The organism is Saccharopolyspora karakumensis (assembly GCF_004349225.1).
GTDB classification, from domain to species: domain Bacteria; phylum Actinomycetota; class Actinomycetes; order Mycobacteriales; family Pseudonocardiaceae; genus Saccharopolyspora; species Saccharopolyspora endophytica.
Genome location: NZ_SMLA01000010.1, coordinates 80,454 through 106,852, shown reverse-complemented (window position 1 = coordinate 106,852; position 26,399 = coordinate 80,454). Strand labels below are relative to the sequence as shown.

Annotated in this window: 31 protein-coding genes; 18 read left to right on the top strand and 13 right to left on the bottom strand. The window is 71.3% G+C overall.

All coding sequences use genetic code 11. The features are described from left to right. Positions 1–63 precede the first annotated feature (63 nt). From E1202_RS09870 to E1202_RS09860, 3 genes are read left to right on the top strand one after another with little or no spacing between them, the layout of a single operon-like run. On the top strand, positions 64–921 hold the full coding sequence (locus tag E1202_RS09870; protein WP_207918533.1) for a glycosyltransferase family 2 protein: 858 nt from the start codon (positions 64–66) through the stop codon (positions 919–921). Next, positions 918–1,334: a GAF domain-containing protein gene (locus E1202_RS09865; RefSeq protein WP_132682403.1), complete on the top strand. Its 417-nt coding sequence runs from the start codon at positions 918–920 to the stop codon at positions 1,332–1,334. The genes E1202_RS09870 and E1202_RS09865 overlap by 4 nt, the downstream gene beginning before the upstream one ends. A gap of 2 nt (positions 1,335–1,336) precedes the next feature. Beyond that, entirely contained in the window at positions 1,337–2,227 is an 891-nt protein-coding gene (locus E1202_RS09860) for a glycosyltransferase (RefSeq protein ID WP_132682401.1), read from the top strand. Here the strand turns inward: E1202_RS09860 and E1202_RS09855 are convergent. Next, a complete protein-coding gene (locus E1202_RS09855) occupies positions 2,215–3,615 on the bottom strand; it encodes an MFS transporter (RefSeq protein ID WP_235877959.1) in 1,401 nt (466 codons plus the stop codon). The genes E1202_RS09860 and E1202_RS09855 overlap by 13 nt on opposite strands. A 296-nt stretch (positions 3,616–3,911) precedes the next feature. Here E1202_RS09855 and E1202_RS09850 point away from each other — a divergent pair, with 296 nt between their 5' ends. From E1202_RS09850 to E1202_RS09840, 3 genes are read left to right on the top strand one after another with little or no spacing between them, the layout of a single operon-like run. Then, on the top strand, positions 3,912–4,142 hold the full coding sequence (locus E1202_RS09850; protein ID WP_132682400.1) for a hypothetical protein: 231 nt from the start codon (positions 3,912–3,914) through the stop codon (positions 4,140–4,142). Beyond that, positions 4,139–4,345, top strand: a complete 207-nt coding sequence (locus tag E1202_RS09845; protein WP_132682398.1) for a hypothetical protein — start codon at positions 4,139–4,141, stop codon at positions 4,343–4,345. The genes E1202_RS09850 and E1202_RS09845 overlap by 4 nt, the downstream gene beginning before the upstream one ends. Positions 4,346–4,397: 52 nt before the next feature. Continuing rightward, positions 4,398–5,291, top strand: a complete 894-nt coding sequence (locus tag E1202_RS09840; protein WP_132682397.1) for a polysaccharide pyruvyl transferase family protein — start codon at positions 4,398–4,400, stop codon at positions 5,289–5,291. A 15-nt stretch (positions 5,292–5,306) separates the two neighbouring features. On the opposite strand, the gene E1202_RS09835 is transcribed toward E1202_RS09840, so the two are convergent. The 8 genes from E1202_RS09835 to E1202_RS09800 form a co-directional block, all read right to left on the bottom strand. Next, positions 5,307–5,696 (bottom strand): DUF2267 domain-containing protein, encoded by a 390-nt coding sequence (locus E1202_RS09835; RefSeq protein WP_132682395.1) that lies wholly within the window; start codon positions 5,694–5,696, stop codon positions 5,307–5,309. A 169-nt stretch (positions 5,697–5,865) separates the two neighbouring features. Then, positions 5,866–6,990: a DUF2267 domain-containing protein gene (locus E1202_RS09830; RefSeq protein WP_132682394.1), complete on the bottom strand. Its 1,125-nt coding sequence runs from the start codon at positions 6,988–6,990 to the stop codon at positions 5,866–5,868. A gap of 89 nt (positions 6,991–7,079) precedes the next feature. Then, positions 7,080–8,006 (bottom strand): glycosyltransferase family 9 protein, encoded by a 927-nt coding sequence (locus tag E1202_RS09825; RefSeq protein WP_132682392.1) that lies wholly within the window; start codon positions 8,004–8,006, stop codon positions 7,080–7,082. Continuing rightward, positions 8,003–8,578 carry a D-sedoheptulose-7-phosphate isomerase gene (locus E1202_RS09820; RefSeq protein ID WP_132682391.1) on the bottom strand — a complete coding sequence of 192 codons (576 nt, stop codon included), beginning with the start codon at positions 8,576–8,578 and terminating at the stop codon, positions 8,003–8,005. Before E1202_RS09820 ends, E1202_RS09825 begins: the two co-directional genes overlap by 4 nt. Then, entirely contained in the window at positions 8,575–9,807 is a 1,233-nt protein-coding gene (locus E1202_RS09815; RefSeq protein WP_132682389.1) for a glycosyltransferase, read from the bottom strand. Before E1202_RS09815 ends, E1202_RS09820 begins: the two co-directional genes overlap by 4 nt. Next, the gene (locus E1202_RS09810) at positions 9,804–11,345 is read right to left on the bottom strand and encodes an HAD-IIIA family hydrolase (RefSeq protein WP_132682387.1); all 1,542 of its coding nucleotides are present in this window, start codon (positions 11,343–11,345) and stop codon (positions 9,804–9,806) included. Before E1202_RS09810 ends, E1202_RS09815 begins: the two co-directional genes overlap by 4 nt. Next, positions 11,342–12,979, bottom strand: coding sequence for a carbamoyltransferase family protein (locus tag E1202_RS09805; protein ID WP_132682385.1), 1,638 nt, complete (start codon positions 12,977–12,979; stop codon positions 11,342–11,344). The genes E1202_RS09810 and E1202_RS09805 overlap by 4 nt, the downstream gene beginning before the upstream one ends. A 145-nt stretch (positions 12,980–13,124) precedes the next feature. Then, positions 13,125–14,078: an NAD-dependent epimerase/dehydratase family protein gene (locus E1202_RS09800; protein WP_132682383.1), complete on the bottom strand. Its 954-nt coding sequence runs from the start codon at positions 14,076–14,078 to the stop codon at positions 13,125–13,127. Positions 14,079–14,363: 285 nt separating this feature from the next. Here E1202_RS09800 and E1202_RS09795 point away from each other — a divergent pair, with 285 nt between their 5' ends. The 7 genes from E1202_RS09795 (at position 14,364) to E1202_RS09770 (ending at position 21,023) form a co-directional block, all read left to right on the top strand. After that, entirely contained in the window at positions 14,364–15,371 is a 1,008-nt protein-coding gene (locus E1202_RS09795; RefSeq protein WP_132682381.1) for an NAD(P)-dependent oxidoreductase, read from the top strand. After that, positions 15,368–16,456 (top strand): DUF1015 family protein, encoded by a 1,089-nt coding sequence (locus E1202_RS09790; RefSeq protein ID WP_132682379.1) that lies wholly within the window; start codon positions 15,368–15,370, stop codon positions 16,454–16,456. Before E1202_RS09795 ends, E1202_RS09790 begins: the two co-directional genes overlap by 4 nt. Before the next feature lie 113 nt (positions 16,457–16,569). Then, positions 16,570–16,725, top strand: coding sequence for a DUF6131 family protein (locus E1202_RS31360; RefSeq protein ID WP_165943805.1), 156 nt, complete (start codon positions 16,570–16,572; stop codon positions 16,723–16,725). A gap of 89 nt (positions 16,726–16,814) precedes the next feature. Beyond that, positions 16,815–18,488 (top strand): phospholipase D family protein, encoded by a 1,674-nt coding sequence (locus tag E1202_RS09785; RefSeq protein WP_132682377.1) that lies wholly within the window; start codon positions 16,815–16,817, stop codon positions 18,486–18,488. 145 nt (positions 18,489–18,633) lie between these two features. After that, positions 18,634–18,873, top strand: a complete 240-nt coding sequence (locus E1202_RS09780; RefSeq protein WP_132682376.1) for a DUF6480 family protein — start codon at positions 18,634–18,636, stop codon at positions 18,871–18,873. A gap of 52 nt (positions 18,874–18,925) precedes the next feature. Next, complete coding sequence (locus tag E1202_RS09775; protein WP_132682374.1) at positions 18,926–19,402, top strand: hypothetical protein; 477 nt, start codon at positions 18,926–18,928, stop codon at positions 19,400–19,402. Between the two features lie 172 nt (positions 19,403–19,574). Continuing rightward, positions 19,575–21,023, top strand: coding sequence for an MFS transporter (locus E1202_RS09770; protein ID WP_132682372.1), 1,449 nt, complete (start codon positions 19,575–19,577; stop codon positions 21,021–21,023). Between the two features lie 22 nt (positions 21,024–21,045). Here the strand turns inward: E1202_RS09770 and E1202_RS09765 are convergent, their stop codons facing one another. After that, on the bottom strand, positions 21,046–21,390 hold the full coding sequence (locus E1202_RS09765; protein WP_132682370.1) for a hypothetical protein: 345 nt from the start codon (positions 21,388–21,390) through the stop codon (positions 21,046–21,048). Positions 21,391–21,600: 210 nt separating this feature from the next. Between E1202_RS09765 and E1202_RS09760 the strand changes: the two genes are divergently transcribed. After that, positions 21,601–22,251: a UdgX family uracil-DNA binding protein gene (locus E1202_RS09760; RefSeq protein WP_132682368.1), complete on the top strand. Its 651-nt coding sequence runs from the start codon at positions 21,601–21,603 to the stop codon at positions 22,249–22,251. 10 nt (positions 22,252–22,261) lie between these two features. Here the strand turns inward: E1202_RS09760 and E1202_RS09755 are convergent, their stop codons facing one another. Further along, positions 22,262–22,651 (bottom strand): ectoine synthase, encoded by a 390-nt coding sequence (locus tag E1202_RS09755; protein WP_132682367.1) that lies wholly within the window; start codon positions 22,649–22,651, stop codon positions 22,262–22,264. Positions 22,652–22,860: 209 nt separating this feature from the next. Between E1202_RS09755 and E1202_RS09750 the strand changes: the two genes are divergently transcribed. Then, positions 22,861–23,037 carry a DUF2188 domain-containing protein gene (locus tag E1202_RS09750; RefSeq protein ID WP_207918532.1) on the top strand — a complete coding sequence of 59 codons (177 nt, stop codon included), beginning with the start codon at positions 22,861–22,863 and terminating at the stop codon, positions 23,035–23,037. 189 nt (positions 23,038–23,226) lie between these two features. Next, positions 23,227–23,448 carry a hypothetical protein gene (locus E1202_RS09745; RefSeq protein ID WP_132682365.1) on the top strand — a complete coding sequence of 74 codons (222 nt, stop codon included), beginning with the start codon at positions 23,227–23,229 and terminating at the stop codon, positions 23,446–23,448. 77 nt (positions 23,449–23,525) lie between these two features. On the opposite strand, the gene E1202_RS09740 is transcribed toward E1202_RS09745, so the two are convergent. Then, positions 23,526–23,762 carry a DUF2188 domain-containing protein gene (locus E1202_RS09740; RefSeq protein ID WP_132682364.1) on the bottom strand — a complete coding sequence of 79 codons (237 nt, stop codon included), beginning with the start codon at positions 23,760–23,762 and terminating at the stop codon, positions 23,526–23,528. A gap of 134 nt (positions 23,763–23,896) precedes the next feature. Further along, a complete protein-coding gene (locus E1202_RS09735; protein ID WP_207918531.1) occupies positions 23,897–24,997 on the bottom strand; it encodes a glycoside hydrolase family 172 protein in 1,101 nt (366 codons plus the stop codon). Between the two features lie 272 nt (positions 24,998–25,269). On the opposite strand from E1202_RS09735, the gene E1202_RS32115 reads away from it, so the two are divergent. Continuing rightward, on the top strand, positions 25,270–25,503 hold the full coding sequence (locus E1202_RS32115; protein WP_132682362.1) for a hypothetical protein: 234 nt from the start codon (positions 25,270–25,272) through the stop codon (positions 25,501–25,503). Positions 25,504–25,513: 10 nt separating this feature from the next. Then, entirely contained in the window at positions 25,514–26,314 is an 801-nt protein-coding gene (locus E1202_RS09725) for an MBL fold metallo-hydrolase (RefSeq protein ID WP_132682360.1), read from the top strand. Positions 26,315–26,399: the final 85 nt, after the last annotated feature.

Below are 26,399 nucleotides of genomic sequence, written 5' to 3'. Positions count from 1 at the left end.
TCGCGCCCGGTGCGGGTAACCGCGAGAAGGTGGCTCTCCGCCGCGGTTCTCCGGGAGTGCAGAATGGATCGACGAATCAACACCGACGTGGTGATCGCGACGCGCAACCGGCGCGACGAACTGCTCCGCACCGTGCGCAACCTCCTCGACCTGCGTCCGCCCCCGCGGATCGTCGTGGTCGACAACGCCTCGACCGACGGCACCGCCGAAGCGGTCGCGGAGCTTCACCCGCGCGTGGAGTTGATCCGCGCGCCGCACAACCTCGGGGCAGCGGCGCGCAACCTCGGTGTGCTGAGCTGCCGGGCCGAGCACGTCGCCTTCAGCGATGACGACTCGTGGTGGGAGCACGACGCGCTGCCGCGCGCCGAACACCTCTTCGCCGCGCACCCCAACGTCGGTTTGATCGCGGGCAAGACCCTGGTCGGCGAGCTCGAGCGCACCGATCCGGTCAACGACCTCATGGCGCGCTCACCACTGCAGAGCTCGGCGGAGCTGCCAGGCCCGCGAGTGCTGGGTTTCACGGCGTGCGCAGCCGTCGTCCGGAGACGAGCTTTCCAAGAGGTCGGCGGCTTCGACCCGATGCTCTTCTTCGGCGCCGAGGAGAAGCTGCTCGCGTGCGATCTCGCTGCTGCGGGATGGGAACTGGTCTACGCCGAGGACGTCGTCGCTCACCACCACCCGTCCGACGCCCGGTTGAGCCGTTCCGAGCGGGAAGCCCTGGAACTGCGCAACAACCTGCTGATCTCCTGGATGCGCAGATCCCCGTCGGCGGCGGCGTCCGAGACGCTGCGCGCCCTGCGCCGCTCCCGGCCTGCCGTCGCCGGTGCGCTGCGGCGGTTCCCGATGGCGATGCGCCGCAGACGGCGGCTCCCCAGGCGAGTGGAACGCGAGCTGACCGCCGTGGAGTCCCAGACGTCATGACGACCTACGAGATCCCGTCCCACACCCCCCAGCTCTCCGAACTGCTGCGGTACGTCCCGCACGCCGACATGGCCGTGCTCGGCACGACCGCCCCGGAGCCGGCGGTCCTCGCCCACACCGACGGGCGTGCTCGGTCCCTGGAAGTCGAACAGCTGCGCACCGGCAAGGGGCCGAGCGTGGAGGTCGCCACCTCGCAGCGCGCGGTTCTCGCCGATCTCAACCAGATCAGGACCTACTGGCCGGACTTCGCCCGCCGCGCCCGCGAGCTGCGGTTGCACAGCCTGCTCATCGTGCCGCTGGAACCCGTCTTCCCCGCCGGTGCGCTGAGCCTCTACGCGCACCGCTCGCACGCGTTCGACGACCACGACGAGGACGTGGTGCGCCGATCCCTGCCCGACCTGGTGCGGAGGTGAGCATGTTCGGGACCACGGTGGTCATCGCGACGCACGAACGCCGCGAGGAGCTCCTGCGCACCCTCGACCACATGACCGCGCTGCCCGACGCGGCGCCGATCATCGTGGTCGACAACGCCTCCCGCGACGGGACGGCTTCCGCGGTGCGACGCCACTTCCCCGAGGTCGAGCTTCTGGCGCAGGACCGCAACCTCGGCGCGTGCGCCCGCAACGTCGCCGTCGACCGGGTCCGCACCCAGCACGTGACCTTCTGCGACGACGACACCCGCTGGCAACCGGGCTCGCTGCGGCGGGCCACCGAGCTGCTGGACCGCCACCCCGAGATCGGCGCGGTCATGGGCCGCTGCCTGGTCGAACCCGATCTCGTCGAGGACCCGCTGACCCCGGAGCTGCGCTCCTCACCGGTGCCCGCGCCGCACTGGCTGCCCGGGCCGGCGTTGCTGAGCGTGATGGCCGGGCTCACCACCTTCCGCACCAGCGCCTTCCGCGAAGCCGGGGGGTTCTCCGAGCGGCTGTGGCTCGGCGGCGAGGAGGAGCTGCTGGCCCTGGACCTGGCAGCGCGTGGCTGGTGGTTGTGCTGGTCGCCGGACGTGTTGATCCACCACGCGCCTTCCCGCGCGCGGGACCCCCGACGGCGCAGGGGCCTCGGCATCCGCAACACGCTGCTGACCGCGTGGCTGCGCCGACCGGCTGGTAGCGCCCTGCGGCGCAGCGCCCAGGTCCTCCGTTCGGCTCCGAAGGACCGGTGCACGGCCTCCGCAGTGCTGGAAGCGCTGCGGTCGTGCCGGTGGGTGCTGCGGGAACGCCACGTGGTCCCCGCCGAGGTCGAACGCGGTCTGCGCCTGCTGGAGGAGCCGCAGCACCATTCCGCCGCGCGCCGCTACGTGGGCTGATGCGCACGCGCGCGGGCGGCGCGACGACGTCCGCCGGTGATCCGCTGCCCCGGTCGCGTCCACCGCGGCCCGCCACCGGGTCGCGCAGTCGCTCTGCCGGGCAGCGGTGGGTGCACGGGCTGCGGTGGCGTGGGGTGCACCCCGGCCAGCCGCGCCCAGCGCTGCTCGGCGGGCATGGCGCGGCGCTGCGGGGAACGGGCGAACAGCAACCAGGCCACGGCGGTGGCCACGACGGTGGCGGCGCCTGCGATCTCCAACGCCAGTCCGGGCCCGGCGAACTCCGACAGCCAGCCCAGCAGCGGGCCGCCGATGGCACCCGAGGCCGCGGTCACGATCCCCTTGGCCGCCAGGACTCGACCGCGCATGTCCTCGTCGGTGTCGAGCTGGATGCGGGTGCTGGTCGCGGTGTCGAGGACCACCGCACCGATCGCGATCGGCACCAGCAGCGTCGCGAAGCTCCACAGGGTGGGCGTGACGCCGCTGAAGAACTGCAGGACGCTGGTGCCCAGCGCGCTCCACAGCACCAACCGCAGCGTCAAGTTCTTGCAGGCCGCCGCGACGAAGCCGCCGAGAACCGTCCCGGCGGAGAAGATCACCGACAGCATCCCGTAGCCCTCGGGCCCGGCCGCGAGCGGGCCTTCGCTCATCGCCGCCATCGTGACCTGGTAGTTGCGCCCCAGGCAGGACAGCACGAAACCGAGCAGGAACATCAGCACCAGCGGCCGGTGGCCGAGCACGTACCGGATGCCCGCCTTGATGCCGGTCCGCTCCGCCGTGCTCGTGGCGAGGTGGAACATCCCCTCCTGACGGACCTTGCCGATCGCCAGCAGCACAGCGCCGAAGCTCACCGCGTTGATCACGAACAGCAGCGGGACGCCGGTGACGGCCACCAGTGCGCCGGCCAACCCCATGCCGAGGATCCGGCCACCCGAGCTCAGGATCGACCCCAGGCCCAACGCGTTGCTCAAGTCCTCGCGCGGCACCAGCTGCGAGCCGAAGCGGCCGAGGGCGGGGCCGTCGAAGACCGTCACCACCCCGCCGGCCAGCGCCAGCGCGTAGACGGCCGACAGCGGGCCGTCGACCCACGCCACCCCCGCCAGCACCAGCGCGAGCACGCCGTGGAGTGATTGGGTGACCAGCAGCACGCGCTTGGTCGGCCACCGGTCGGCGACGGAGCCGGCCACCGAGCCCAGCAGCACGCCGGGCAGCAGTTGGAACAGCAGGGAGAGTCCGAGCAGTCCGGGCGAACCGGTCTTGACGAGCACGAACCAGTTCAACGCGAGGTTCTGCATCCACGCACCGGTGACGGAGACGAGATCGGCGACCGCCCAACGGCGGTAGTTGGGATGTCGGAGCGCGCGGAACATCGGGGCCACGGCTGCGCGCACGTGGAATTCCTTTCCGGAAGGCGAATGGTCGATTTCCGGGGCATTTCTGCTCGGAAACCGACACGAAGGTGCCACCCGATTCGCCGAGATCGACACGTTTTGTGCCCGGGCTCTCAGCGATTGCGGGGAAATTCGAAATGATTCCCACGCATTGCCGAATGACTGCGCACGAAGAGTCAATGACTGGCCGATTGAGCCCTCACCGAGGGTGAAACGCCCCCGCGCCGGGTTTGACCACTTCCGCCGCTGCCAACCCCAGAGGTGCGAGCGGAAATCCGCGACGAGGAGGAATCCCCATGGCCGGCGAACCCGAAAGCCCGGTGAAGGACAAGAACTACAACCTCATCACCGTGTTGCAGTTGTCCTTGCACCACGCGTGGATGCTGGACCAGTACGTCAAGGATGCCGAGTCGCAAGGCGATGACGAACTCGCCAAGTGGCTGCACCGGATTCAGGACAACAACCTGAAGGCCGGTGAACAGGGCAAGCAGATGCTGCTGAAGCGACTGCAGCAGGAGAACGGTTGAGAGGGATCAGCACCATGCCCGGTGACCGGATCCGGCAGTTGACCGAGCGAGTGCGCAACGGGCTCGCGCAGCGCACGCCCGCGAAGTCCAAGGACGAGAACGCTTCCTCCGATCAGGAGAAGCATCGATCCGGCAGGGCGAACTCGCTGCTCGAAACCGGTCCGCGCGTCCCGCCGGAGTCGGGACCCCACGAGAAGCGCTGATGGGTGGTGCCCCGGAGGACCGGGGCACCACCTCTTTCACGATGGGGGCCCGATGCGAGCGCTGGTGACGGGGTGGGCGAGCTTCCTGCACGGGGAAGCCACCGCCGGTGATGTCGCGAGTCTGCACCGGGTAGCCGCACGGCTGGCCACCGACGGCATCGCCCACGACATCGTGCTCAGCCCCGCATTCGCCCCAGGCGCAACGCACTTCGACGACGCTGATCCGAACGCCTACACCCACGTCATCTTCTGCTGCGGGCCCGCGCACGGCTGGCAGGTAGAAGAGCTCCACCACCGGTACTCGGGATGCACTCGGATCGCCGTGGGCGTCTCCGTGATCGACCCGGAATCGCCCGCCACCAAGGGCTTTCACACGCTCCTGCCGCGAGACGGGCCGGGCCTGCGCGCGTCACCGGACCTCGCCGCCGGTCTGGACCCTCGCGGTACCCCGGTGGTGGGAGCCGTGCTCGCACCGGCGCAGCCGGAGTACGGCGACCGCACCAGGCACGACGAGACGCACGACGTCCTGCAGCGCTGGTTGGCCGGACTGGACGCAGCGCGAATCCCGCTGGACACCCGGCTGGCTCGCGGCGACTGGCGGTTGTGCTCGACTCCCGAAGCGTTCGCCGCCCTCGTCGAGCGCACCGACGTCCTGGTCACCTCACGTCTGCACGGACTCGTTGTCGCGCTGTCCGCAGGCGTTCCCGCGCTCGCCGTCGATCCCATCTCCAGCGGGGGCAAGGTCACCGCGCAGGCGCGCGCGCAGGACTGGCCCGCGGTCATCGGCGCCGACGAGCTCTCGGAAACCGAGCTGGATCGCTGGTGGCGGTGGTGCAGGTCCGACGAGGGAACCTGCCGAGCCGCTGCGGCCCGCCGCTCGGCAGGCACCGATTCGAGCCCGCTGGACGCGCTGGCACGCCATCTGCACGCCGCCGCGCTGGAGTGACGACAGGCGCGCGCGTCAGGCCAGTTCCGGATGGCCGAAGAACGTCGCGAACCCGCTCGGCAGCTGGCTGAGCACGTGGTTGAGCTCGCCGCCGTCGATGCTCTCGGTCACCGTGGTGAGCACGGCGCTGACGTCCCAGCGGGCCGTCTCCGTGCTCGCGCCTTCCAAGCGGGCGGCGACAGCTCCTGCGAACCCGTCCGGGGACAGGCCCGGCATCGGCCGCTCCTCCGCGCGCAGAGCCCCGGCCAGGTCGCCGGGCAGCTGCGCGGCGAGGTCCTCGGCCTCCTGAGCGGTGATGCGGGCGCCGAGCACACCCAGCACGCAGCGCGTGACGTGCTCGGCGCGCTCCCTCGACTCGTACTCACCGAGCCGACGGACGGTCGCGATGAACTCGTCGTACTTCACGACGCACCTCCCGAACGCGGTCGTGCGTGGCCACCCCGGGGGTTTCCACCGGCGGCCGAGGTGAAAACAGCCGGATGAAGCGCGCGGTGGTCCGGGTGCGCGACGTCTGCGATGGGACGTGCTTTCGACGCCGCTTGAGATCCACCACGGGTCGACGACGTTCGATGGATCACGCCTGCCCGGACTCGCGCTGCTCGCGGCGGCGCCTGGCACGGCGTTCCCGCTCGCGCTTGCTGTAGGTGGCCCGCCGCACCGCTGACTCGGTCTCCAGGCTCGACCCCAGGGCCCCCGCGATGGTGCCCATCGAGCTCGCCAACCAGGACAGACCCAGGTAATCCAGAGGGGTCGCCGGGTGCCCGAGCCGGCCGCTGAGGTATTCAGGGCTGATGACCGTCGCCGACCCCAGTGCGGTCAGCCCGAACAGCAGCACGTACATGCACAGCACACCGATGGACACCGTCAGCAACGTCGCGGCGTTGTACATCCGGGTCTTGTGCACGGCCGCGCCGCCGCCGGGACGCTCCCACAGGCTGTTGTGCACGATCAACCAGCCGACCATCACCGCCACGGCGAAGAGGTTGATCAGGACCAGGCGCACCGGTGCGAGGCTGTCGGCCAGGCTCCAGATGCTGGGGAAGAACACGCCGAAGGCGGCCGTCCCGGCAGCCGCCGCCACCGCGCGGGACAGCCCCGGCACCAGCCACCAGGGCCGGTTGTCGCGGACCATGCCGAACAGCAGGCGCATCCTGCCGACCCGGCCAGGCAGCACCAGGTTCGAGTCGATGTTCTCCTCGCTGGAGCGCACCTGCCGGATTCGAACGCCGAACACGCCCCAGGCGCCGGAGTGGTACCCGTCGCGCTCGCGGTCCGATGCGATCCCCAGCGTTCCCCTGGCGAGCAGGCCGACCAGGTGCACCACGACGCGGCGGGCGTAGGGCAGCAGCCGGATCCAGCCGATCGCCGGCACCGACGCCAGCGCCGCTCCGCTGCTGGTGTCCGCGTCGGCGACCACCGCTCCCGCGGGTTCGATCCTCGGGAGGTCGGTCAGGCAGACCAGCAGGTCCCAGTGCTCGCTGCGTCCCTTCTCCTCGGCCTTCTCGGCGATGTCGATCGTGCCGTCGTCGCCCAGCGGCAGTTCCTCCGAACTCGCCAGCACGCGCCAGTCGACGTCCTCGGAGACCCGGGAGCGGAGTTGGTCCGGGACCTCCTCCGCGAGCCGCTCGGCGATCTCGGTCGGAACACCGGGGTCGGCGACGATGCCGACGGTGACCCGCCTGTCCACTTGCGAACCCATCGAATCTCGCTCCCGTCACATCGGCCACGACGGGGCATTTCCACCTCAGGGAGCGGCGAAACCCGCAACGGCCGACGAGCGAGCTCGGCTCACGCCAGCCGCACCGCTCTGCGCGCAGCGTCGATCACCTGCCCGGTCGTGATGGCCAGCAGTCCGGGATCCGGGTCGGGGGCGAAGGTGTCGCCGCTGCGCCCGTGCCACAGCGCGACGTGCCGGGTGTCGGCAGGCGGCCCCCAGCAGCGGGGCGCGACCGGTCCGAACAGCACCACCGACGGCGTCCGGAAAGCGCTGGCCAGGTGCGCGATGCCGGTGTCGCCGCAGATCAGCAGGCGGGCGTGGGCGACCAGAGCGGCCAGCTCGCGCAACCCGGTGCGTCCGGCAAGCACGGAGTTCGCCGGCAGTCCCGCGAGCTCGGCCACCCGCGCAGCGCGCTCGTGCTCGGATCCGGAACCGGTGAGCACCACGTCGAAATCCGCGTCCGCGGCCCAGCGCGCCACCTCGGCGTAGCGCTCCACCGGCCACAGCCGAGCGCCGTGGCTGGCGCCCGGGTGAACGATCGCCACGCCGGTTCGGGGGCGGTCCAGCGGCGTCGGCAGCAGCAGGTCGTCCGGGTCGGCGTCGATGTCGTAGTGCCGCAGCAGCCGGCACCAGCGCTGCCGCTCGTGCTGCTCGGCCTCCCAGTCCGGGCCGGCGACGGGGGGAGCCGCCGGGTGCCGGTGGGACAGGACCCGGCGCGCTCCCGTCGAACACACCGCGCGCACCGACTCCGGCCCGCTGCCGTGCAGGTTCACCGCGACGTCCGGACCGGATCGCTGCCAGCGGAAGTCCGCCAGCCCGGCGGTGGGCACCCACTCGTCCACCTCGGGCAGCAGGGGCAGCAGCTCCGCCAGCGGTTCGGGTGCGGCCAGCAGCACCACGTGGTCGGGGAAAGCGCGCCGCAGGCCGCGCAACGCGGGCACCGCGGTGAGCAGGTCTCCCAGCCCGAGGGCGCGGAGCACGAGAACGGTGTCGATCACCGACGTTCCGGTACCCGATCGATCGTCAGCGCGTCGAACTCACCGCACAGCGCGTGGATCAGCGCCAGGTGGATCTCCTGCACCGTGGCCACGCCGGGCGCTTCCACGGCGATCACGTCATCGCAGACCGCGGCGAGATCGTTGGGAGCAGGCCCGGTCAACGCCCAGGTCAGCACACCCAGCTCCCGCGCGGTCTTGGCCGCGGCGAGCACGTTCTGGCTGCGACCGCTGGTGGACAACGCGACCAGCACATCACCGGGACGGCCGTGCGCGCGCACGGCCCGAGCGAAGACCTCCTGCTCGCCGTAGTCGTTGAGCGTGGCGGTGAACGCCGAGGTGTCGGCGTGCAGCGCGATGGCCGAGTACGGCCTGCGATCGCGGAGGAACCGCCCGGTCAGCTCACCCGACAGGTGCTGCGCTTCCGCGGCACTGCCGCCGTTCCCGCAGGTCAGCAAGCGCGCTCCGGCAGTGAGGCGGTCCGCGAGCGTTCCCGCCCAGCTCCGCAGCTTCGGCGCTGTGGAGCTGATCTGCCACGCGGCTGCGCCCAGGTCTTGGAAGTGCTGCTCGATCACGGTGCTCCCCCTCCCGGCGCGGCGGCGACCGCGGCCCGCCTGGACCGCGCCGAACGCACCTGCTGGTAGATGTCCTCGGCTTGGCCGACGAGCCGATCCCACCCGTAGCGAGCCCGAACGCGGTGCGCGCCTGCGGTTCCCAGTTCCGCGCGCAGGCCCGGCCGATCCAGCAGCTCCCGCACGGCACGGGCGGTCGCCGTCGGATCGTGCGGTGGCACGTGCAGTCCCGTCCTGCGGTCGACGACGGTGTCGAGGTGCCCCCCGACCGCGCTGACGACGACCGGAACTCCGCAGGCCATCGCCTCCGGTGGCACGGTGCCGAACGGCTCGTACCACGGCACGCTGACGACGACGTCGACCGACCGGTAGAGGTCGGGCGCGTCGTCGTGGGGCACTGGGCCGAGGAACTCGGTGCGGTCGGCGACACCGGATTGACGCGCCACCGCCTGCAACCGGTTGACCTCCGGATCGTCAGGCCACTCCCGCTCCCGCGGCCCGCCTGCGATGAGCAGCCGAGCGTCGGGGAGATCGCGCATCGCCCGGATCATCACGTCCACGCCCTTGCGCTCGACCAGCCTGCCGATGCTCAGGATTCGCGGGGCGCCCCGCTTCGGCTCGCGCGGCGCGGCCGGGAAGAACCGGTCGACGTCGATGCCGCACGGCAGCACCGCGGTGCGTTCCGGTGCCACGCCCATCTCGGCGAGCTCACCGACCTCGTCGGTGCAGGTGGCGATGACGAGGTCGGCCGCGCAGGCGATCTGCGCTTCCAGCTCGGCGCGGCGCGGCGGGCTGGTGTCCTTCGCCCCCTGCTCGCGGCGCTTGACGCGGCCCAACGCGTGGAAGGTCTGCAGCACCGGCACGCCGAGCCCCGCGGCGCCGCGCTGCGCGGCGAGCCCGCTCATCCAGAAGTGCGCGTGCACCAGGTCCGGCGGTCGACGCCCCCAGTCCTCGGCGAGCCGCGCGGCGAAGGCGTCCATGTGGGGCAGCAGTTCGTCCTTGGGCACCGGCGCGGACGGACCGGCCGCCACGTGCCGGACCGTGAAGCCCTCGTCCGTGCGCACCCGCTCCGGGAGCGTCGGCGAGTCGCGGCGGGTGTGCACGACGACGTCGTGGCCGCGCCGGGCGAGCCCGGTCGCCAGTTCGGCCACCTGCACGTTCTGCCCGCCGGCGTCGGCTCCTCCGAGAGCCGCCAGCGGGCTGGCGTGCTCGGAAACCATGTCGATCCTCATCGCGGCACCTCCTGCCGGACAGGACGCCGCGTCGCCGCGCGCACCCGGCCGTCCCGCAACACGCGGGCCACGGCCGCCTCGAGGGTCGGTGCCACCTCGGCTTCGACCAGCGCCCTGGTCGTCTCCTCCGTCCTGGTCCGCTCGGTGGGCACCAGGATCGCCCTGGCCCCCGCGGCCAGCGCTGCCGCGACGTCCGCTCCGGTGTCGCCGATGACCACGCAACTCCGCGGCAGCACGCGCAACCGGGCGGCGGCTCGTTCGATGAGCCCGGGTTTCGGCTTGCGGCAACCGCATCCGTCATCCTCGTCGTGCGGGCACCACTGCCAGATGTCGAACGGACCCAAAAGCCGCTGCACCGCTCCGTTGACGGCGGCGACGTCCTCGTCGCGGAGGAGTCCGCGCGCCACTCCGGACTGGTTGCTCACCACACCGATCGGGATTCCGGCCACCCGGAGCCGGTCCAGCGCTTCCCGCGCTCCGCTGACCGGACGCACGCGGGCAGGGTCACCGTTGTAGGGGACGTCGTGGACGAGCGTGTCGTCCCGGTCGAACAGCACCGCAGCAGGCATTTCCCTCGCGCCCGCGCGCACTTCCACCTCGCCGCGCAGTCGGTGCAGGCACGCTGCGGGCGGGATCAAGACGCTGGTGAGCAGCATTCGAGCCACCTCGTCCGGCGTGCCCGCTCCCGGAGCGATCCGGCGGGCTGCGAACTCAGCGGTCAAACCGAGCCACACGGCAGCACCGCAGGCGGCGGCTCGGCGCGCGCCGAGCGCCGACGCCACGAGCGCGATCCCGCCGGCCACCGTGATCGCCAGGTGACGGCGGATCCTGCCCCGGCCTTCACCGATCCGCATGCGCCACCGCTTTCCGTACTTGCGGCGCATGATGGCGTTGTCGGCGTTGCCCCGTTGCGCGCGCACGCTGGCGAAGAAGCCCGCGGGGCGCGCGGGGTGGCTGGTCACACGCGCGCCGTTGACCAACCGCCACCCCGCGGCCTGCACCCGCAGCGCCAGGTCGGCATCCTCCCGGAAGGCGCGCCGGAACTCCTCGTCGAAGCCCCCGCAGGCCGACAGCACCTCGCGCCGGTAGGCCATGTCGGCGGTGATCCACAGCGCGTCGGCGAGCGCGGCGGTGTCGCGTTCGCCATCGGTGGGCCGCCGCTCGGTCGGCAGCGGGACGACGATGTCGGCCTGGCAGGCCCCCACGTCCGGACCGACGTCGAGGTCGTCCTCGATCTGCTCGCGCCAGTCCGCGGCGGGCACGACGTCGTCGTCCAGGAACACGACCCACTCGGCGTCCGCTTCGCGCCAACCGATGTTGCGCGCTGCTGCAGGACCGCGTCCGCCGGAACGCACGACGCGAATCGGCAGCTCGCTGCGCGGCAGCGGAAGCGGCTCGCGCGGGTCGGGCCGGTCGTCGACCAGCACGACCTCGCGGGGTCCGGGGCCGCGCCCGGTGTCGAGGGCGGCCAGGGTTCCGGCGAGGCTGTCCCGGCCCATCGTCGGGATGACCACCGCGTAGTCGCCGCGGGAGGTCATGAGCGCTCACTCCCGCGGTGGACCACGAACGGCCCGATCACGAGCAGGTCGATCGGCGACGCTCCGAAGCACTCCAAGGCGTCGACCGGGCTGTCGACCATGGGGCGTCCCGCGGTGTTGAAGCTGGTGTTGATCAGCGCCGGCACGCCGGTGCGAGCCGCGAAGGAGTCGAGCAGCCTGGCCACCAGCGGTTCGGCGGCCCGGTCGACGGTCTGCGGCCGCGCGGTGCCGTCGATGTGCACGGCGGCGGGTATGCGGTCCTGCCACTCCGGCGTCACGTCGTGCACGAACAGCATGTGCGGGCTGCTCTCCGGCCCCCGGGTGAACAGCTCGCCGGCGCGTTCTGCCAAGACCATCGGTGCGACCGGGCGGAACTGCTCGCGGCCCTTGATGTCGTTGAGGCGCTCGACGTTGTCGGCGTTGCCGGGATGGGCGAGCAGGGATCGGTGTCCGAGCGCACGCGGGCCGAACTCGCTGCGCCCCTGGAACCAACCCACCGACGCGTCGCGCGCCAGCGCTTCGGCGGCGACCTCGGCGACGTCGCTCGGGCGTTCGTAGGCGAGTTTCGCGGTGCGGAGGGCGTTCTCGATCTCCTCGTCGCTCCACCCGCGCCCGAGGTCGGCGCCGGGCATCGGCCTGATGGGCTCGTCGTGCTGCGCCGCGACCTGCAACGCGGCGCCGAGCGCGGTGCCCGAGTCACCCGCCGCGGGTTGCACCCACACCTCGTCGAACGGTCCTTCGCGAGCGATCCGGGTGTTGGCCACGCAGTTCAACGCCACTCCCCCGGCCATCGCCAACCGACGTTCCCCGGTCGCCTCGTGCAGCCACCGCGCGAGATCGAGCAGCACTTCCTCCACCCGGGCCTGCACGCTCGCGGCGAGCTGAGCGTGCTTGTCCCCCAACCGTTCTTGAGCGCTGCGACGGGGAGCCCAGCGCTGCCAATCGATGGGCTCGATCTCGTAGTGCCCGCCCCCGGTGCTGCGGACCAAGTCCCTGAGATCCGGCAGGAACACGGGTTCGGCGTAGGAGGCCAGCGCCATCACCTTGTACTCGTCGCTGGAGCGGCGGAAGCCCAGGTGCTCGGTCAGCTCCTCGTACATCAGGCCGAGCGAGTGCGGCAGTCGCTGCTCGGTCAACGTGGTCAGCCGGCCGCCGGTGCACCGTCCGGCAAGTCCTGAGGTGCTCTCACCGCGGCCGTCGGCGGTGAGCACGGCGCAGTCGCCGAAGGGTGCGGCGAGCGCGGCGGAAGCGGCGTGCGCCACGTGGTGCGGCACGAACACCACCGCATCGGGATCGAGCCCGGGCAGCGCGGTGGCCAGGAAGTGCGGCGCCCGTTCGGCGAAGGTCGTGCGCAACCACTCCCACCCGGGATCCAGGCCCTCCACGGTCTCGTCCACCAGCGCCGGGTCGTATGAGAAGGCCACCGCGTCCAAATCGGACGCCTCGACCCCACCCTGGCGCAAGCACCACGCCGCGGCCTGCTCGGGCTGTTCCCACGCCGAGAACGGGACGGGCGTCTTGCCGTGCTTGCGGCGGGAGAAGCGCTCCTCCTCTGCCGCGGCCACGGTGCGGCCGTCGACCACCAGTGCGGCGGCCGGGTCGTGGAAAACGGCGTTGATCCCGAGGATTCGCACGGTCGTCCTCCCGTCGTGAGCGGTGTCCACCCGAGCGCAGGCCCTGGTCCGTCCTGCCTATACCGCTACCCTGTGCAGCGACTCGTAAACACAGCTGGAGGACTTCCTCCTGGTGCGCAAGAGGAATTCGCCGGGGCTTCGGTGATCACGCGGCAGCGGGACGGGCGGCGAACCAGTCGATCGTGCGGCGCAGCCCCTCGACGACGTCGACCTGGGGCCGCCAGCCGAGCCGCTGCGTCGCGATGCTGATGTCCGGGCATCGGCGGCTCGGTTCGTCGGCGACGGCAGCCGAATGGCTGATCGGCGAGGAAGTCCCGGTCAGCGACCGCACGAGCTCGGCGATCTCCAGCACCGTCATCTCGTCCGGGCGGCCGATGTTGACCGGTTCGATGTGGTCACCTGCCGCCGCGGCCAGGAGCCCGCGCACCGTGTCGTCCACATAGCACAGTGACCGCGTCTGGCTCCCATCACCGTTGACGGTGATGGGGTCGCCCGCCAGCGCTTGCGAGACGAAGGTGGAGACCAAACGCCCATCGGTCGGCCGCATCCCGGGTCCGTAGCTGTTGAACAGCCGCACGATGCGGGTGTCGACCTGCCGGTGCGCGCGGTAGCAGGACGTCAACGCCTCGGCGTAGCGCTTGGCCTCGTCGTAGACCGCGCGCGGGCCGACCGGGTTGACGTTGCCCCAGTAGTCCTCGCGCTGCGGGTGCTGCAGCGGGTCGCCGTAGACCTCGCTGGTGGAGGCCAGCAGGAACCGCGCGCCGGTGCGCTCGGCCAAATCCAGCGCGTGCGCGGTGCCGTGGCTGCCCGCCTGCAAGGTCTCCACCGGCATCCGCAGGTAGTCCACCGGTGATGCGGGAGAGGCCAGGTGCAGGACGAGATCGACGTCCTCCGCGGACCAGGGTTCGCGGGAGATGTCGTGTTCGACCAGTTCGAACCGGGGGTCCGACTGCAGCTCCCGAACGTTCTCGACGCCGCTGCTGCTGAAGTTGTCCAGGCAGTGCACCACCGCGCCGCGGCGGAGGAGCTCCGCGCACACCGGCGCTCCCAGGAATCCTGCGCCACCGGTCACCACAGCGCGTTCGAACGCCCACGACACCGCGACCACTCCCCTCGTCCCGCCGATCGCTCACGGGAGTTCCCCCTCCTGCCCGGTCGACAAACGTTCGCCGGCGGCGGCCCACGGGCCGGGTGGCGGCACCAGACTCGCTTTCAGTCATCACTGATGCCGCAGGTCTATTCGAACAGTGCCCCGAACGGGGTGTTGACGCGTCCGGAAAGCCGGCCGCACCATTGCGTCATCAGCACCGAGGTGCGCTATGAGCAACACGGATGTCCGCGTCTCCACCGCGCCGCGGGGTGCGCTGATCGTCTGGAGGGCCCGATGAGGATCCTGATCGCCGACGCCTTCCCCGAGGAACACCGGAACCGGCTCGCCGCAGCGCACGACTGCGACTACGCACCCGACACGACCGCGGAGCAGCTGCCCGCGGAGCTCTCCGGGTACGACTCGCTGGTCGTGCGCAGCACCCGCGTCACGGCTCAGGCCCTGGACTCCGCCGACGCGCTGCGGCTGGTGATCCGAGCCGGCTCGGGAACCAACACGATCGACACCGACGCCGCTTCCCGCCTCGGGATCCGCGTGTGCAACGTGCCCGGGCGCAACGCCATCGCGGTCGCGGAGCTGGCCTGCGCGCTGCTGCTGGCCATCGACCGCAACATCGCCGACAACGTGGCCGATCTGCGCGCGGGCAGGTGGGACAAGAAGCGCCACTCGCAGGCGCGCGGGATCTTCGGTCGCGACGTCGGCGTCGTCGGGCTCGGTCAGGTCGGCCTCGCGTTCGCCGAACGAGCCGCCGCGTTCGGCACGCGCGTGCACGCCGTGGCCAAGCCCGGCCGCGACCGGCAGACCCTGGAGCGCGCCCAGGACATCGGGATCACCTTCGTCGACGACCTCCCCGCGCTCGCGCGCACATGCGACGTGCTGTCGCTGCACGTGCCCGCGACCGACACCACCAGGCGGCTCGTCGACCGGGACCTGCTGGCGCAGGTGCGGCCCGGCACGATCATCCTCAACACCGCGCGCGGCGACCTGATCGACGAGGACGCGCTGATCGAGGCGATGGAGGCCAAGGGAGTGCGGGCCGGCATCGACGTCTTCGCCGACGAACCCACCACCGGCACGGGCGCCTTCGCATCCCGGCTCGCCGCGCACCCCCACGTCTGCGGCACCCACCACATCGGAGCGTCGACCGAGCAAGCCCAGGAGGCGGTGGCCGCCGAGACCGTGCGCGTGATCGAGGAGTACGCCGCGGGAACCGTCTTGCACTGCGTGAACCCGCAGCCGTCCCGTGAGTTCGCCCCGTCCCTGCCCGCGAGCGACCGCACATGAGCACCCCGCGCACCGAGACCACCGGCGCAGGTGTCATCGCGCGGCTGCCGCACGGCCTCCGCGTGGACCCCCGTTGCGGCGAGAACCCGACCGGGGCCGAGCGGACCCGCGAAGCGCTCGTCTCCGGTCGGTGCCCGCGCCTGCCCGGCCCGGCCGTGGTCGTGTACCGCATCGCGAACGGGGACCACCAGCAGACCGGTGTCGTCGTGGAGGTCTCGGTCGAGCACTACCGGGCCGGCCGGATCCGGCCGCACGAGGCCACGCAGCCCGACCGCGAACGCCTGCTGGAGGAGTTCACCGAGGAGTCCGGAATCGAGCGGACGCCGGTGACGCTCGCCCACTCCCCCGACCGAGCCGTGCGGTCGATGACCGAGAGGATCACCGCGACCGAGCCCGACGTGGACCTCACCGCCGGAGACGGGACGCGGCACACCGCGTGGTTCCGGCAGGACCCGGATGTCGCCCGGGCCACCGAGCTGGACCTGCGCGCGATCGATGCGCTCTACATCGCCGACGGGCACCACCGGCTGGCCGCGGCCCAGCGCTCCGCCGCGCGCCACCACCGCAGCCCGGACCACCCGGCCGCGTTCACGCTCGCCGCGCTGTTCCCCGCCGACGAGATGCGCGTCTTCGGCTACCACCGATGCCTGCCGGTGTCCCGCGAATCCGCTGCCGCGGTGCTCGAGAAGCTGGGTTCCCTGGCGGTGATGGAGAGGTGGGAGGAACCCTCGGCGGCGATCGCGGAGCCAGGCGTCGCGGTGGTGCGCTACGCCGACGAGCACCACCGGCTGAAGCTGCGGCCGCACGACCCGGACGCGCACGTGCGAGCCTCGCTGGACATCGTCGCGCTCGACGAGGAGCTGCTGCCCGCGCTCGGGATCACGCCGACGTCCTGCGGCAACGGCCCGCCCGAGCACTGCCGGTACGCCGCCGACGGGGCGGTGCTGTTCGCAGCCCACCCGCCCAGCGTCGAGCAGATCATGGCGGTCTCCGACGCGGGCCTCGTGATGCCACCGAAATCGACGTGGTTCGCGCCCAAACCCGCCTCCGGCCTGTTCCTGCGCGACCTGACCGACCAGGCCTGATCTGGGGTTGCGCGAGCAGGCGCGAGGGACTCGTCCGCGCTCCGCCATGCGTAGAACTTGATCGCGGCGGGTAGGACTGGGCGACGGGCAACCGACCGAAAGGACGACCAGCCATGATCACGCTCGGAATCGTGCTCCTCATCGTCGGCTACCTCACCGGAGTCCAGATCATCTGGATCCTCGGCGTCGTCGCCGTCGTCCTGGGCGCCGTGTTCGCCATCGCCGGCAGCACCGGCCACGCGATCGGTGGCCGATCGCACTGGTTCTGAACGACCAACAGCGCCTCACAGCCCACCCGCTGGTGTCTGCGGAAGCAGTAGGCAGCACCCGCGGCACACCGACCGCTTCTGGCAGGGACATGACCGGAACGACCAGGACCGCCCCGGCCGAGTGGTTCTTGACGCACGCCGAGCGCGGCAACCCGTGGTCGAGGCTCGACGGTCGCGACCCGGGAAGCACCGCGTGGTCCGAGGGCAACGTCGCGCAACCCTTGATCGACGGCGCGGAGCACTTCCCCCGGCTCGTCGCCGAGCTGGACGACGTCCACGCCGGTGACCAGGTCTACCTCTCGGCGTGGATCGTCGATCAGGACAAGCAGCTCGACGGGACCGGAACGTCGATGAGGGAGCAGTTCGCCCGGGTGCTGCGAGACGGGGCCTCGGTCCACGCGCTGCTGTGGTGGCCGTACCTGGACCTCGACCACGAACTCGTCTCCGCGAACCGGGCATTCGCCTCCTCGTTGCGGGATATGGGCGGCAGCGCGGTGCTGGACCAGCGAGTTCGTCCAGCGGGCTGTCACCACCAGAAGTTCCTGGTGATCCGCCGCCCGGGACGTCCCGAGACCGACGTCGCCTTCCTGGGCGGGATCGACCCGTGCCCGAGCCGACTGGATCGGCACGAACATCACGGGGACGGCGATGTTCAGCTCTCCATCGACCGGAAGCGCTACGGCCGGCGGCCGGCCTGGCACGACGCGCACCTGCAGGTGCGCGGTCCCGCCGTGGCCGACGTGGAGCACTGCTTCCGCGAACGCTGGCAGGACGCCGCGATCCGCCTGCGCGGTCCGCTCTCCCGGCTCCGACGCCGCTTCGGTCGCGGCGAACCCGAGGCCGCGGAACTCCCCGCACAGCTGCCCCCGCCACCTCGCGGCGGCTCGCACTCGGTGCAGCTGCTGCGCACCTACCCGACCAAGCACCCTCCGTACCTGTTCGCCAGGCGCGGGGAGCGCAGCGTCGCGAGGGGCTACGCCAAAGCCCTCCAGCGCGCCCGGCAACTCGCCTACGTCGAGGACCAGTTCCTCTGGTCACCCGTGGTGGCCGAAGTCTTCGCCGAGGCGCTGCGCCGCGAACCCGAGCTCCGCTTGGTGGCCGTGGTGCCCGCTCACCCCGAGAAGGGCGGAGCCGTGGAGGTCGCCACCTGCGACGCCGCGCAGGACAAGGCGCTGAGCCTGCTGTACGCCGCCGGCGGCGATCGCGTCGACGTCTTCGAGCTGGAGAACGACAGGGGTCTCCCGACCTACCTGCACTCGAAGGTGTGCGTCATGGACGACAGCTGGGCAGCCGTGGGCTCGGCAAACCTCAACCGCCGGTCCTGGACCTACGATTCCGAACTGACCGCAGCGGTGCTCGACGAACGGCAACCGACGACCGGCTTCGCGCGCGACTTGCGCCTCCGGCTGTGGCGAGAGCACCTGGGACGGGATCGCGGGGACGACTCGGGACTGGCCGATCCGCGGGACGGCGTCGAGCTGTTGCGCAACGCCGCCGCCGAACTCGACGCGTGGCACGAATCCGGGCGGACGGCGCCTCGGCCTCGCGGGCAGTTGCGCAGGCACCCCCGTCGCGCGAAGTCCGCGGTGACGCGGTTGTGGGCGGTCCCCCTGGGCCGGCTGATGATCGACCCCGATGGCCGTCCCCTGCGAGCCCGCCTGGCCGACTGGTCTCGCGACCGGGGATCGATCCGGACTTCGACGTCCGCGCACACACCGCCAAGCCCCGAACCTCCCTGCGAGCCGGAACGAAGCCGGAGCTGACCCGCCCGCGCCGCATCCGGGTGGTGCCCGGGAAGGTCCCGCGCAGCTCCTCGAAAGCGTGTTCCGGTGAGGTGAACCGACGTCCTCGCCGCGTTCGGCGGAGGAGCCCCGTTTCACCTGCGGACACCCCGGTTACCCGTCAGGCATGTCGTCACAGCCGTCCGAGCCCGACCCGGAGCCGCGCCGCACTCCCGGGCTGCTGCCCGGCGGGTCCGTCCCGCCCGGCGAGACACCGCCGGAGTCGGCCCAGGCGACCAGCGCCCTGTCCCACGAGCAACGGGCCGGTGCGCACGCGACGAAATGGGCGTGGATGACTCTGCTGGCCGTCGTGGCGCTCCTCGTCGCGGGCTTGTTCACCTACCTCGCCATCGCCCTGCTCGTGTGAACCCCGGTCGCCGTCGAAGATCGGGTACCGCCCGAGACGTTGTGGAGGAGCCATGACACACCTGCTGCGCGGACTGGCCGCGGGAGCGGCGGGAACGACCGCGCTCAACACCGCCACCTACCTCGACATGGTGCTGCGGGGACGACCTGCCAGCAGCACTCCGGAGGAGACCGTGCGCAGCGCTGAGCGCATCGCGAACACCAGCCTCGGCTCCGAAGCCGCGGAGAGCGCAGGCGAGAACCGCCGCACCGGGGTCGGCGCGCTGCTGGGGATCGGCAGCGGCCTCGGTGCCGGGCTGCTGCACGCGCTCCTGCGCCACCGGCTGCCTCACGCCCCCGGACCGCTGCTCGCGCTGGCCACCGCCGCAGCCGCCAACGCGATCAGCGTGGTGCCGATGACCGCGTTGGGCGTCACCCAGCCGCGGTCGTGGCCCGCCTCCTCGTGGGCGAGCGATCTGATCCCGCACTTCGTCTTCGGCGTCGTCACCGCCGCGACCTACGACCTGCTCGGTCCGCGCTCGGGGCACTGACCCCGGCGCCGGAACTCCTGCAGCCGGAACCGGCGCTCATCGGTTCACCCGCGCAGCCATCGATTGAGAGGAGACCGCGGCGGGAAACCCGAGGAACGACGAAACGAAGGCATTTCCCCAACCGTTCTCACGCTCGCCTGCGGATCGACCGCCGACAGCTGAGAGGTGCGGCATGGCTGGCACAGCATCGGGCCGCGGGCGGCGTTCTCGCGGACGAAAACCGACCCGGCCGACGCCCGAAGACGTCACGATGGTCGAGGAGTCGAAAGTCCGCAAGGCGGTCGCGGCCGCGGCCATCGGCAACACGATGGAATGGTTCGACTTCGGCGTCTTCAGCTACCTCACCGTCGTGATCAGCCAGGTCTTCTTCCCCTCGAACAGCCCGACCGCACAACTGCTGTCCACTTTCGCCACCTTCGCCGTCGCCTTCCTGGTACGACCGCTGGGCGGATTCTTCTTCGGGCCGCTCGGAGACCGCATCGGCCGCCGCAAGGTGCTCGCCATCACCATGATCACCATGGCGGTCGGAACCTTCGCCATCGGCCTGATCCCCAGCTACGCCAGCATCGGGATCGGCGCACCCGTCCTGCTGCTCGTCGCCCGCCTCGTCCAGGGGTTCTCCACCGGCGGCGAGTACGGCGGCGCGACCACCTTCGTGTCCGAGTACGCCCCGGACAGGCGGCGCGGCTTCATGGCGAGCTGGCTGGAGTTCGGAACTCTGACCGGGTACTCGCTGGGCGCGGCGGTCGTGACCGTCCTGACGATCAGCCTCTCCCAAGCCGACATGGTGAGCTGGGGCTGGCGCATCCCCTTCCTGCTCGGTGGGCCGCTCGGGCTCATCGGTCTCTACCTGCGGTTCCGACTGGAGGAAACGCCCGCCTTCGAGCAGGAGGGCTCCCGCGCTGAAGACGACCGCAGGACCGGCCGGCGCAACAGCTACCGCGAGATCTTCGTGACGTGCTGGCGGCCGCTGCTGGTCTGCGTCGGGCTGGTGCTGGTCTTCAACGTCACCAACTACACGCTCACCGCCTACATGCCCACCTACCTGACGGTCGTGCTCGGTTTCAGCCACCCGCAGTCGCTGGTGCTGATCATGACCGTGATGATCCTGGTGATCGGCTTGGTCGTGGCGCTCGGCAGGCATTCCGACCGGGTGGGTCGGCTCCCCGTCATCGGGTTCGGCAGCGGCGCGCTCATCGTGCTCGCCGTACCGGCCTTCCTGCTGATGAGCACCGGCACCTGGTGGGCCGTGCTCCTGGGCGTCCTGGTGCTGGGCCTGGTCCTGGTCTGCTTCAGCAGCACGCTGCCGTCGACCATTCCGGCTCTGTTCCGCACATCGGTTCGCTACGGCGGTGTCTCGATCGGCTACAACCTGTCGGTGGCCCTGTTCGGCGGCACAGCGCCGCTGATCTCCGAGGCCCTGATCGGAGCGACCGGAAGCAGGATCGCCCCGGCGTTCGTGCTCGTGGTGGCCGGTGCGGTCGGTATCGTCGCGGTGCTGTTCGCACGTGAGTCAGCTCGCCGGGCACTGCCAGGTTCGAGTCCCAGCGCCACCACCGACGCCGAGGCGCGCAAGACCGCCCGCGATCAGCGCAGGGACCAGGACGGGCCGGACGTCTGAACGGCGCTTCGCGGCGGCCGGTTCAGCCCTGGGCCGATTCGGGGTCCCCGCTGACTCGGGCTTGGACCGCGTTCCAGCGGGCGGCCACGTCCGCCTGGGCCTCGGTGACCTCCGAGAAGTCCTGTCCCGAGCGCTCGTTGAGCGCATCGGCGATACCGGCCAGCGCCTGGGAGCCCTTCATGCCCGCGTTGGTGAGGGCCAGCACCAGCCCGTCGGGAAACCGCGGAAGCGAACCCGCGCCGCCCTCGCTGTCCTCCGAGGAAGCCGCAACGTTCCCCCAAGCCGCGTCGAGCTGCCCCAGGGCGTCCAGCACGTTGCGCCAGATCGTCAGCTGCTCGATGTCGGGCTCCGGCGTCTGCTCGCTCATCTCGTTCCTCTCGGTGGAAGGACTCGGGTGAACCGACTGCGCGCGAGCACGTCGGCATCGCCATTCGTACCACGCTCCACGGGGCCGGCCCCACGCCTCGACGGCGGTCCCCGCTCACGCCGCCGTGACGTGCTGTTCGTGCGCCGCCGCTGTCGGGTACCCGAATGGGACCGACCGCGCGAGGGAGAACCGGGACGAACGGGAGGGGCCATGCCACGAGGAGAAGTCGGCGCCGAGGCGTTCGTGCCCGCGACAGGGGGACTGTCCGCGATGGCCGGCGCGGTGCAGACCTGCCGTGGGTGCGCCCTCCACGAGAACGCCACGCAAGCCGTGTTCGGAGAGGGCTCGCCCCGGGCTCGCGTCCTGCTCGTCGGTGAGCAGCCAGGTGATTCCGAGGACGTGGAGGGCCACCCCTTCGTCGGCCCGGCCGGCCGCACGCTCGACCGGGCCTTCCGGGAAGCCGGTCTGCGCCGCGACGAGGTGTACTTGACCAACGTGGTGAAGCACTTCAAGTTCGTGCCCGCCGAGAGGGGCAAGCGGCGCATCCACAAGAAGCCGAGCGCGGCCGAGGTGCGCGCGTGCACGCCCTGGTTGACCGCCGAACTGCGTCTGGTGCGACCCGAGCTCGTCGTCTGCCTGGGCGCGACCGCTGCCAAAGCGCTGTTGGGTGAGTCCTTCCGCGTCACCCAGCAGCGCGGAGTCCTGCTCGACTTCCCCGAGAGCTTCGAGCTCGGCGAGCGCGGTCCGGACTCCGTCCTCGCGACGGTGCACCCCTCCTCCGTCCTGCGCGCCTCGGACCGCGAGGCCGCGTACCTCGACTTCCGGAACGATCTGCGCATCGCGGCGGAAGCCGTCGGCTGACGGGCCGCGCTCAGCGGTCGGTGATCAGCGGGTACACGCCGTCCTCGTCGTGGACCTCCCTGCCCGTGAGCGGCGGGTTGAACACGCACACCGCCCGCATCTCCGTCGTCGGTCGCAGTTGGTGGTGCTCGTGGCCGTCGAGCAGGTAAACGCTCCCGGGCCGGAGCAGGTACGTCTTCCCTGTCTCCTGGTCGGTGAGCTCACCCTCCCCGTGGGTGATGAACACGGCCTCCACGTGGTGGGCGTACCAGAAGTCGTTGACGGTGTTGGCCTGGAGGGTCGTCTCGTGCACCGAGAAACCCGCGCCGTGCTTGGCGAGCAGGAGGCGCTTGCTGCGCCAGTTCGGTGTTTCGACATCGTCCTCGGTGCCGGTGACGTCGTCCAGGTCGCGTACGAACACGTTTCCTCCCAGGCCGTCGGTCTTGCGCAGCACGGTTGTTACCCCGAACGCGCCGTCTCGAAACAGCAGCAGCTCACCGGCACCGCCGCCGGTTCCGCGGCGGTGGGTTTGTGACGCGCCACGACCGGGAAACACGGCGGTGGAAGCTGACGCGATGTCGGGGAGCGAAAGTCGTGCCTGCAGGTCAACGCGAAACGGGTGAACGTCACGTGATTCCGGATCAGCGCGGAGGTGGCTGGAAGGTCACCGGTGACGGTGCTGAGTTCAACGTGCCGCGGCAATGCGACGCGATCGATGAGGCGTGCTCGCAGCTCCGCCACAACGGAGGGGGAGCGGTGATCATCCACGGCCTGTCCGGTCAGGTCCAGGACCGGCGAACCGTGTGAGAAGTGGAATGCTGCGCTGCCGGTGCTGCGGGGTGGTTCGTCCCGCAGCACCGTGCGCGGGTTGCAGGTTCTCGCCGCACGTCCCCGAAGCGGTCACCTCCCGGGTACCGCGCGTCCCGGTCTCAAGCTCGTGCGGCGATGTGCCGATATCACTGCACACCCACAGCGCCGGGGCAGGACGGTGACACCATGGCTGAGGACTTCTGGGACGCTCTCGTGGCCGGCGTCTGGTTTGCCGACCGCAGTCGCCCCGGCGCGAACCCGGTGCTGGCCTCGATCTGGTTCGACGTCCTGGTCGCCGAGAACGGCCACCTCGCGGTCGGCGCCGTCCTGAGCGACACGGCTCCTTGCACCCGGTCCGCTCGTGCGATCGCCACCCACACCGCGCACGTCGGCACACCCGCGACGTGATCGCGTCGCGTCAACACGCGACACCCGCACCGAGCGCGTCGGCCACGCGACCGGAGCCGGAAGGGATCGCGAGCGCATCAAGTGGAGACCAAACCCGGAGCGCTCCCGTCGCCGGTGGGCGAACCGCGATCGGCCTCGTGGACGCCGGCACTCCCCTCGACCCGCAGGCGGTGCGCGCCTTCGTACTCCATGAGCGCTCGAGCGCTGCTGATCGCCGCGGTCTGGCTGGTGCTTCGCGCGCACGCCTGAGTACCGCCCGGCGTCAGGACCTGCCAGGTTCCCTCGGCATGTCGGCGCACCCGCCACGTGCACATGCCCTCCGGGTTCCCCGTGCCGTGGAACACTATTCACGCCAGGACGATCCGATTCGGACACGCGCTCCGAGACCACCGCGCGTTCGCCCCGGTCGGCGGAGAGCGGCCCACGCTTCCTCGCCGCGGCGGGACGCCTATGCGCGGCGGCCCAGGAGTTCCCGGATCCGAGCGGTGAGCCGTCGAGGGCTGGGCCCCTCGTGCTGCCGGGCGGGCAGCGGCGGGAACGGGGTGTGCGGTTCGGTCTGGTACCAGAACGCCGTCGTGGCGATGTCGGCGTCCACCAGCGGCAGGTACCGCCGGCCCGCCTTCCACCCGAGCGCCTGGACGGTGACCCGCAGATCGCGCTCGAAGCAGATCGGGTCGCGCAGGTGCCAGCGGTACATGCCGAACCGCTGGTGCGGCCGGTAGACCTCCTTCGGCGGCAGCACTTGGTGCAACCCCAGCTGCGCGGTCGAGAAGGTCCCGTAGCGACCGCCCACGTCGAAGTTCCAGGCTCCGCCGAAGTAGTCCTCCGTGCCGGTCCCGCAGATCGTCGGGTGCTCCCGATCACCGTCGAGGAAGAACTTGACCTCGCCCTCGCCCCACCAGCCCGGGGCACCCGGTCGGATGGCCAGGTACGTCCCCACGTACTGGCCGGTGCCGCCGACATCATCGAGGATCGTGTGCACCGCGGGATCGCCGAGCGGGTTGCTGCGTCGCCAGCTCGCGTGGAAGAAGCCGACCTGCTCCGGCAGGTCCGTCTCCTGGTAGGTCACCTGGTAGTAGACGGGAACGCTGCGGCTCGTCGTGTTCTCCAGCGTGATCGTGGCGCGCCTGCGGAACGGCATCGGCCAGTAGCTGTTGAACCCTCCCGCGGCGGCGACGACCACGACCTCGGAGTCGACCAGCGCGAGTTCCGCCCACCCGTTGCAGAAGAAGTCGCCGAGCGGCACCTCGACGGACGGGTCTCCTTCGCCGTCCCAGTACATCCGCAGCACCAGCTGCCGCACGCCGGCCACGTCGGTGGTCAGCCAGATGTGCTGGATCACGCCGGGACCGGCGACGTCGGCCAGCGTGTCGGTTCGTCCCGCGGCCAGCTCGATCGAGGGCGAGACCTTCCACCCGGCGCCCAGTTCGCGGGCCGCCGAGGCACCGGTGCCCTCGACCGCCTGCGCTCCCCCGCCCTTCGCCCCGGTCGGGTTCTCCGGGGAGACCGACCGCGTCCGCATGTTCTTCAGCTTCCAGAGCTCGTCCACCACGCCTCCCGTCACGGCTCGTGCAAGGATGGCCACACCTGCCCCCACGGGGCGATCCGACCTTCGCACGTCCAGATCGGGACCGAGGCGCTGATGCTCGGTGGGCCTGCCCGCCGCGCCAGGTCGTGAGCTTGCGCGTGCTGCGGAGGTTCGCGCGGCGGACCGGGGTCGAGGGGTCGACCTCGGCCGGGGAACTCACCACGCGCGAGCGGGATTGACCGGCCCGTGCGCGCGGGTAACCGGTGAGGACCAGAGTCCAGGGTGGAGGAACCATGTCCAGCACGCCGCTGCTCGGCCGTTGGCGGGGAGACCCGGGAGAACCTGAGCAACCGGAAAAGCCCGCCAGCCCGGACAAGCCGACGGCACCGAGCAAGCCCGAGTTCCCGAACAAGCCGGAGAGCCCGGACGAACCGCGGGCACCCGACCCGGAGCAACCGGACGCCCCGGAGCTCCCGGACGCGCCCGAAGGCCCCGACGAGGACCGCATGCCCTCGCAGGTGGGGTGAGGGGGCTCGGATGCCTGGCGAATGCGCGGTCACGTTCGTGGGCACGGCGACCACGCTGCTCCGGCTCGGGCCGTTCACGCTCCTCACCGACCCGAACTTCGTGCGGCGAGGTCAGTGGATCCACATCGGGCACGGGATCGTCACGCGGCGCCGCACCGATCCGGCGATGACGATCGGGGAACTTCCCGATTTGGACGCCGTGGTGCTCTCGCACCTGCACGGAGACCACTTCGACCGCGTTGCGGCGCGGGAGCTCGACCGTGCGTTGCCCCTGTTCACCACGCCCCACGCAGCGGGACGGCTGCGCAAGCGCGGTTTTGCCGAGTCGGTGCCGATGCCGCGGTGGAGCGAGCGGTCGACGACCAAGGACGGTGCCCGCCTCACGGTCACCTCGCTGCCGGCCCGGCACGCGCGCGGGCTGGTGGGAGCCGTCGCGCCACCGGTCATGGGGACGTTGCTGGACTACGAGCGAGCCGGGCACCGCCTCCGGTTGTACCTGAGCGGGGACACGGTCCTGCACGACGACCTCGCCGAGATCCGGCGTCGGTGCCCGGACATCGACCTCGCCGTCGTGCACCTCGGAGGAACGCGGATCCTCGGCCACTTGATCAGCATGGACGGCCGGGAAGGCGCCGATCTCGTGGAGCTGCTGCGCCCGCTGCAGGCGCTCCCGGTCCACCACGATGATTACGGGTTGTTCACCTCGCCGCTCTCGGAGTTCCAGGTCGAAGTCGCCCGCCGCGGAATTCCGGGCGTGGGGTGCGTGGTCCCGGGCATGACGCTCGACGTTCCCACGCGCAAGACCGCTTGATGCCGGTCTCAGCTCGGAGGCTCGGACTTTCGGGCGTGGAGCGTTTCCACGGCGCGGCGGACGGGTACCTCTCGTCGAGAGCCGA

Excerpts from the sequence above, each read along its gene's own strand:
- E1202_RS09870 (WP_207918533.1), top strand. The coding sequence starts at position 64 with ATGGATCGACGAATCAACACCGACGTGGTGATCGCGACGCGCAACCGG.
- E1202_RS09865 (WP_132682403.1), top strand. The coding sequence starts at position 918 with ATGACGACCTACGAGATCCCGTCCCACACCCCCCAGCTCTCCGAACTG.
- E1202_RS09860 (WP_132682401.1), top strand. The coding sequence starts at position 1,337 with ATGTTCGGGACCACGGTGGTCATCGCGACGCACGAACGCCGCGAGGAG.
- E1202_RS09850 (WP_132682400.1), top strand. The coding sequence starts at position 3,912 with ATGGCCGGCGAACCCGAAAGCCCGGTGAAGGACAAGAACTACAACCTC.
- E1202_RS09840 (WP_132682397.1), top strand. The coding sequence starts at position 4,398 with ATGCGAGCGCTGGTGACGGGGTGGGCGAGCTTCCTGCACGGGGAAGCC.
- E1202_RS09830 (WP_132682394.1), bottom strand. The coding sequence starts at position 6,990 with ATGGGTTCGCAAGTGGACAGGCGGGTCACCGTCGGCATCGTCGCCGAC.
- E1202_RS09815 (WP_132682389.1), bottom strand. The coding sequence starts at position 9,807 with ATGAGGATCGACATGGTTTCCGAGCACGCCAGCCCGCTGGCGGCTCTC.
- E1202_RS09810 (WP_132682387.1), bottom strand. The coding sequence starts at position 11,345 with ATGACCTCCCGCGGCGACTACGCGGTGGTCATCCCGACGATGGGCCGG.
- E1202_RS09795 (WP_132682381.1), top strand. The coding sequence starts at position 14,364 with ATGAGGATCCTGATCGCCGACGCCTTCCCCGAGGAACACCGGAACCGG.
- E1202_RS09790 (WP_132682379.1), top strand. The coding sequence starts at position 15,368 with ATGAGCACCCCGCGCACCGAGACCACCGGCGCAGGTGTCATCGCGCGG.
- E1202_RS31360 (WP_165943805.1), top strand. The coding sequence starts at position 16,570 with ATGATCACGCTCGGAATCGTGCTCCTCATCGTCGGCTACCTCACCGGA.
- E1202_RS09785 (WP_132682377.1), top strand. The coding sequence starts at position 16,815 with ATGACCGGAACGACCAGGACCGCCCCGGCCGAGTGGTTCTTGACGCAC.
- E1202_RS09780 (WP_132682376.1), top strand. The coding sequence starts at position 18,634 with ATGTCGTCACAGCCGTCCGAGCCCGACCCGGAGCCGCGCCGCACTCCC.
- E1202_RS09775 (WP_132682374.1), top strand. The coding sequence starts at position 18,926 with ATGACACACCTGCTGCGCGGACTGGCCGCGGGAGCGGCGGGAACGACC.
- E1202_RS09770 (WP_132682372.1), top strand. The coding sequence starts at position 19,575 with ATGGCTGGCACAGCATCGGGCCGCGGGCGGCGTTCTCGCGGACGAAAA.
- E1202_RS09765 (WP_132682370.1), bottom strand. The coding sequence starts at position 21,390 with ATGAGCGAGCAGACGCCGGAGCCCGACATCGAGCAGCTGACGATCTGG.
- E1202_RS09760 (WP_132682368.1), top strand. The coding sequence starts at position 21,601 with ATGCCACGAGGAGAAGTCGGCGCCGAGGCGTTCGTGCCCGCGACAGGG.
- E1202_RS09745 (WP_132682365.1), top strand. The coding sequence starts at position 23,227 with ATGGCTGAGGACTTCTGGGACGCTCTCGTGGCCGGCGTCTGGTTTGCC.
- E1202_RS09740 (WP_132682364.1), bottom strand. The coding sequence starts at position 23,762 with ATGTGCACGTGGCGGGTGCGCCGACATGCCGAGGGAACCTGGCAGGTC.
- E1202_RS32115 (WP_132682362.1), top strand. The coding sequence starts at position 25,270 with ATGTCCAGCACGCCGCTGCTCGGCCGTTGGCGGGGAGACCCGGGAGAA.
- E1202_RS09725 (WP_132682360.1), top strand. The coding sequence starts at position 25,514 with ATGCCTGGCGAATGCGCGGTCACGTTCGTGGGCACGGCGACCACGCTG.